Source organism: Thalassotalea sp. 1_MG-2023, from assembly GCF_030546745.1.
In the GTDB taxonomy this organism is placed as follows: domain Bacteria; phylum Pseudomonadota; class Gammaproteobacteria; order Enterobacterales; family Alteromonadaceae; genus Thalassotalea_C.
The window spans coordinates 22253-28324 of the sequence record NZ_JAUOPD010000035.1 but is presented as its reverse complement, the minus strand read 5'-3'; the positions used below and the strand labels follow the sequence as shown (position 1 = coordinate 28324).

Genomic DNA, 6072 nt, shown 5'->3' with positions numbered 1-6072 from the left:
GCTCCCCTGGTCTGATTTGAACAGACGACACATGGATTAACAGTCCACCGCTCTAACCAGCTGAGCTACAGGGGAATCATGTTTAAGAGATTGTATCTCGTCAACGGGGCGGAATATTAATGGCAGCTAGTCGGTGTGTCAACCCAAAATGAAGAAAAAATTGATTTCATGGATCGTTTGCTCGTTTTCCGCTCAGTCTGGCTGATTTGACATCAACGATTGGTGAAGCTTTCTGCAATCAATTGTAAGCGTTTATTAAATTGAAGTTATCCACCAAAACTGTGGATAACTACGTGGATGAAAGTGTAATAAAACGTTTTCATTGACGTATACCTAGTTTTTTTGTGGGTGGTAATAATTGTTGTTTTGTTAATAATCATTATTAAACAGTGTGTTATGTGTTTTTCTTGTTGTTTGTTAGTCTTGTTGTGCTATTTTTGTTCAACCAATGTTTTCAGTCAAAATGTGTGTGTTAAGTTAGGTTATACACAGTTCTATTTCTTTTTAAACTTTTAAAATGCTTATCCAGTTTGATTAAATTTAACTAAAGCAATGAAAGTTAATATTTACATAGCGACTCTTCTTAGTATCTTTTACAATACACGCTCACATTTTGTGGTGGTAACAAAGTAATTAGTCATGGTAGCGGAAAAAAATAGTCGACAAATAAACCTTTTGGCAGATCCTGTTGGGCCAACCTTAAAACAAATGACCATTCCAATGATTTACGGCATGATTTTGCTAATGACATTTAACTTGGTTGATACGTTTTTCGTTAGTTTATTGGGAACTCAGCCGCTCGCCGCGATAAGTTTTACTTTTCCTATCACTTTTACCGTTATTAGCTTAACTATCGGGCTCGGTATTGGCACTTCTGCGGTTATCGCAAAATCATTAGGAACAGGGGATGATAGCTTTGCCAAATGCTCAGCTACCTCAGCGTTGATATTAGCAGCGATAGTGGTTGGTATACTATCGTATACGGGCTATGTGTTCACCGATGAAATTTTCACATTATTAGGTGCTAATGAAGATTTATTACCAGAAATTCACCAATACATGGATTTATGGTTTTTAGGTAGTGTGTTTTTAATTGGCCCTATGATTGGTAATGCTATTTTACGTGCCAGTGGTGATACAAAAACTCCCAGTATTATTATGGGGCTTGGCGGTATTATTAATGCGATTTTAGATCCTATTTTTATTTTTGGCTTTGGGCCTATTGAACCGATGGGCATACAAGGGGCTGCATTAGCCACGTTAATTTCATGGGTATTTGGGCTTGCATATGTTTTGTATATTGTTGGTTACCAACGCAAGCTAATACACACCACGCTCGATTTATTCAGTACTTTTTTTAAAGCGTCTAAAACTATTTTACATATTGGCTTACCAGCAGCAGGCGCTAATATGTTAACGCCGATAGCCGCTGCCATTTTAACGGCTATAGCGGCAACCTATGGAGAGCCTGTTGTTGCAGCCTTTGGTGTTGGAACGCGTATTGAATCGATTGCCTGTTTAGTGATCTTAGCCTTATCTATGACATTACCACCGTTTATTAGCCAAAATTTCGGTGCTGGCCATATGCATCGTGTACAGCAAGGGTATAAAACATCGATAAAATTTGTGATGATTTGGCAGATAGTTATTTATTTCATTTTAGTCTTGTCAGCGCCACTTATTGCAAGCATTTTTACCGATGAAGAACATGTTGCTAAGATTATCAAATTGTTTATTTGGGTGTTACCACTTGGATATGGGTTTCAAGGGATTGTTATTCTAACGAACTCTTCATTTAATGCCTTACATAAACCCATGGTCGCGTTATTTTTGAGTATATTACGGTTGTTTGTTTGCTATGTGCCATTATCTTATTTAGGCAGTTTATGGTACGGCATTGAAGGCTTTTTTATTGGGGGGTTACTTGGAAACGTGGTAATGGCAGCAATTTCTTATAAAGCTTTTTCTAAACAATTCGACGACATTTCTTTAGCGCCAAAGGCTGTTTCATCATGAAGTCATTGCAAATTAATTCCGAATATACGCCAAATGGTGATCAACCTACGGCGATCGCAAAGTTAGTTGAAGGCCTTGAAGATGGCTTGGCACACCAAACATTATTAGGGGTAACAGGTTCCGGTAAAACATTTACCGTTGCAAACGTAATACAAACGGTCAATCGTCCTACCATGATGTTAGCACCGAATAAAACCTTAGCGGCTCAACTTTATGGTGAAATGAAAGAGTTCTTTCCTAATAATGCCGTTGAATATTTTGTGTCTTATTACGATTATTATCAACCTGAAGCCTATGTTCCAACGACCGATACTTTCATTGAAAAAGATGCTTCAATTAATGATCACATTGAGCAAATGCGTTTGTCGGCAACAAAGGCTTTATTAGAGCGACGAGATGTTATTATCGTTGCTTCGGTCTCGGCGATATACGGTTTAGGCGATCCTGATTCATACCTGACGATGATGTTACATTTGCGTCAAGGCGATATTATTAATCAGCGTGACATTTTACGTCGACTCGCTGAATTACAATATACGCGCAATGACGTTGCTTTTCAGCGTGCAACTTACCGTGTACGCGGAGATGTGATTGATATTTTTCCTGCTGAATCTGATCGTCTTGCGTTACGCGTTGAATTATTTGATGAAGAAATAGAGCGCATAAGTCAGTTTGACCCATTAACAGGGCAAGTTGAGCGAACGCTTGCACGCGTAACGGTTTACCCGAAAACACATTACGCGACGCCAAGAGAAAAAATTCTAGCGGCAGTTGAAAATATTAAAATAGAATTAGGCGAACGTGCGAAACAGCTTAAAGACAATAATAAGTTAATTGAAGAGCAAAGAATTGTTCAACGAACACAATTTGATATCGAAATGATGACAGAGCTTGGTTATTGTTCAGGAATTGAAAACTATTCACGTTACTTGTCTGGGCGCTCGCCAGGTGAAGCGCCTCCAACGCTGTTCGATTATTTACCTGATGATGGCTTGTTAATAATTGATGAGTCACATGTCACAGTGCCGCAAATTGGCGCGATGTATAAAGGTGATCGGTCAAGAAAAGAAAACCTTGTTGAGTATGGTTTTCGTTTACCATCAGCGCTTGATAATCGACCGATGAAGTTTGATGAATTTGAATCACTTGCCCCTCAAACAATTTATGTCTCAGCAACCCCGAGTAATTATGAGCTGGAAAAATCTTCTGGTGAAGTTGCTGAACAAGTAGTAAGACCTACAGGCTTGTTAGATCCGCAAATTGAAGTTCGACCTGTAGAAACACAAGTCGATGACTTACTATCTGAAATACGTATACGAGTTGATATTGGTGAGCGTGTATTAGCAACAACGTTGACCAAACGTATGGCAGAAGATTTAACTGAATATTTAGATGAACACGGGGTTAAAACACGTTATTTACATTCTGATATTGATACCGTAGAACGCGTTGAAATTATTCGTGATTTTCGGCTTGGCCATTTTGATGTATTAGTTGGCATTAACTTGCTCAGAGAAGGGTTAGATATGCCAGAGGTATCACTTGTTGCGATTTTAGATGCGGATAAAGAAGGCTTTTTACGCTCAGAGCGCTCACTTATTCAAACAATAGGGCGGGCAGCGCGTAACGTGAACGGTCGAGCCATATTATATGCTGATCGCATTACGGGTTCTATGCGAAGAGCCATTGATGAAACGGATAGACGAAGAGAAAAACAACAAGCTTACAATGTAGAACATGGCATTACTCCACAGGGTGTAAAACGCAGAATTACCGATGTAATGGATGTTGGTGATAGACCAGAGCAAGCAATTATCAACCAAAAAGCTAAGGCTGCTGAATCCGACGCAAAATACCATGTTATGTCAGTGAATGAGATTGATGACAAAGTGAAACAGCTTGAAAAACAAATGATTGATCACGCACAAAATCTAGAGTTTGAGCAAGCGGCAAGTGTAAGGGATGAAATAGCTAAGCTACGTCAACAGCAATTGGCGGTATAATATTTCAATTTGATTGTATAGTTTGTCACGTTACGTGAAGTTCACCTTAGGTCAAACATCATGTAACTGGAAATAATAGTAGAGATCGACTCACTGTTGCAGCTTCCTAAATGGCTTATGTCTTCAATAATTTTATCTTGAATATCTACTGGAAATAGCATTAGTTGCTCTAAGTATAAATGTGCTTGGGTTTCATTGTTATTGGTCATTAATTCTGCTAAACGACTGGCATGATTTCTCCAAATTGCGCTCATAAACTTATACCTCACAGTTAACAATGCAGGGATTTGCTTTGTTATAACATAGGTACATTAAGTTTAGTGTAAAGTCGGTTGTTTTTTATACATATTGGTTATTAAAAAATATCTTTATAAAGTAACAAATATAATGTGAGGCTAATCAATTGTTATTTGGTGTTTTTCTAATTGATGCAAAAGTGCTTTTTTTGACACGTTAAGCACTTTGCCGATTGTGTGTGTGGTTTCCATGATAATTTCTAAGTGTAACTTTAATAATCACTATAAAAGCAAGTTTAGGTGTTTGCTTTTATAGCTGGTAGCAACACTAAACTGTTAATAAACGCTCTATGTCATTAACAAGCTCTTCTGGTTTGGTTGTAGGGGAGTAGCGTTTAACAACGTTTCCGTTACCGTCGACAAGAAACTTGGTAAAGTTCCATTTAATTGATTTAGAGCCGAAAATACCTGGCGCTTCTTTTTTTAGAAAGGTAAATAATGGTGCTGCATTGTCACCGTTTACTTCCACTTTATCCATTAACGGAAAGTTTATCTTAAAATTAAGATCACAAAATTGTTGAATTGCTTCATTATCACCCTTTTCTTGTTTACCAAACTGGTTACATGGAAAGGCGAGGATTTCGAATCCCTTATCCTTATACTTTTGATAAAGTTCTTCTAATCCTGCATATTGAGGTGTAAAGCCACATGCACTTGCTGTATTGACAATCAGTACAACTTTATTTTTTAAAGTGTTTAACTCAAACGCTTGTTTTCTATTGGTGACAACTTGGTATTGGTAGAAGTTGTTGCTCATCTTTGGCTCCTGTGGTCGGATGTCTTAGTAACGATAATGGATAAAAGTTAATTTAACAACTATCCGATATGCTGAATCATGTTATAAACTATGTTTTCAGTATGTTGTAAAGAGATCATTATGAAAGTTGCATTTATCGGATTGGGCGTAATGGGTTACCCAATGGCAGGGCATTTAGTAAAAGCAGGGCATGAGGTTACGGTTTATAATCGCACAATAGCAAAAGCAGTTAGCTGGAGTGAAGCCTTTGATGGACAATATGCCGAAACGCCAAAACAAGCGGCGCAAAGCTGCGAAATAGTGTTTGTTTGTGTAGGTAACGACGATGATGTTAGGCAAGTGTTAACAGCTGAGAGCGGCGTTTTTTCAGGTTTAACTAAAGGTGCTATTGTTGTTGATCATACGACCGCTTCAGCGTCACTTGCTAGGGATATGCATAATGTAGCACGTGAACATGGCATAGGCTTTATTGACGCACCGGTTTCAGGTGGCCAAGCGGGTGCTGAAAATGGCGTATTAACCATTATGTGTGGAGGCGAACAAGCAGTTTTCGATAAAGTACAACCTGTAATGAACGCATACGCACGATTTAGCCAATTAATGGGCGATATCGGTTCAGGGCAACTTGCCAAAATGGTGAATCAAATTTGTTTCGTTAATGCAGTACAAGGGTTAGCAGAAGGGCTGAATTTTGCGCAACACGCAGGACTTGATACAGATAAACTGCTAGAAACGATTTCTAAAGGCGCTGCTGGTTCTTGGCAAATGGATAACCGCGGTAAGACCATGTGCGAACGTGAGTTTGATTTTGGTTTTGCTGTTGATTGGGTGCGAAAAGACTTAGGTATGGCATTTGATGAAGCTGAAAAACTCGGTGTTGACCTGACGATTACAAAACAACTCGATAACTATTATGAAGAAGTTCAAGCGATGGGCGGTAATCGCTGGGATACTTCCAGCTTAATTGCACGTTTTCAAAAGCCTGAGTAATAGCTTTCAC

General features: G+C 38.6%; 5 protein-coding genes and 1 tRNA gene. 3 read left to right on the top strand and 3 right to left on the bottom strand.

Features of this window, described 5'->3' with window-relative positions:
* Window position 1 precedes the first annotated feature (1 nt).
* Window positions 2-75: transfer RNA gene (locus tag Q4489_RS17120), tRNA-Asn, on the bottom strand.
* A gap of 564 nt (window positions 76-639) precedes the next feature.
* On the opposite strand from Q4489_RS17120, the gene Q4489_RS17115 reads away from it, so the two are divergent.
* Complete coding sequence (locus tag Q4489_RS17115) at window positions 640-2016, top strand: MATE family efflux transporter (RefSeq protein WP_303482826.1); 1377 nt, start codon at window positions 640-642, stop codon at window positions 2014-2016.
* Window positions 2010-4019, top strand: coding sequence for an excinuclease ABC subunit UvrB (uvrB, locus tag Q4489_RS17110; RefSeq protein WP_303482831.1), 2010 nt, complete (start codon window positions 2010-2012; stop codon window positions 4017-4019). The genes Q4489_RS17115 and uvrB overlap by 7 nt, the downstream gene beginning before the upstream one ends.
* A 41-nt stretch (window positions 4020-4060) precedes the next feature.
* Here uvrB and Q4489_RS17105 read toward each other — a convergent pair whose 3' ends face one another.
* A complete protein-coding gene (locus Q4489_RS17105) occupies window positions 4061-4273 on the bottom strand; it encodes a hypothetical protein (RefSeq protein WP_303482824.1) in 213 nt (70 codons plus the stop codon).
* 310 nt (window positions 4274-4583) lie between these two features.
* Window positions 4584-5072 carry a glutathione peroxidase gene (locus Q4489_RS17100; RefSeq protein ID WP_303482823.1) on the bottom strand — a complete coding sequence of 163 codons (489 nt, stop codon included), beginning with the start codon at window positions 5070-5072 and terminating at the stop codon, window positions 4584-4586.
* Window positions 5073-5186: 114 nt separating this feature from the next.
* On the opposite strand from Q4489_RS17100, the gene Q4489_RS17095 reads away from it, so the two are divergent.
* On the top strand, window positions 5187-6062 hold the full coding sequence (locus Q4489_RS17095) for an NAD(P)-dependent oxidoreductase (RefSeq protein ID WP_303482829.1): 876 nt from the start codon (window positions 5187-5189) through the stop codon (window positions 6060-6062).
* Window positions 6063-6072: the final 10 nt, after the last annotated feature.

Excerpts from the sequence above, each read along its gene's own strand:
- Q4489_RS17115 (WP_303482826.1), top strand. The coding sequence starts at position 640 with ATGGTAGCGGAAAAAAATAGTCGACAAATAAACCTTTTGGCAGATCCT.
- Q4489_RS17105 (WP_303482824.1), bottom strand. The coding sequence starts at position 4,273 with ATGAGCGCAATTTGGAGAAATCATGCCAGTCGTTTAGCAGAATTAATG.
- Q4489_RS17100 (WP_303482823.1), bottom strand. The coding sequence starts at position 5,072 with ATGAGCAACAACTTCTACCAATACCAAGTTGTCACCAATAGAAAACAA.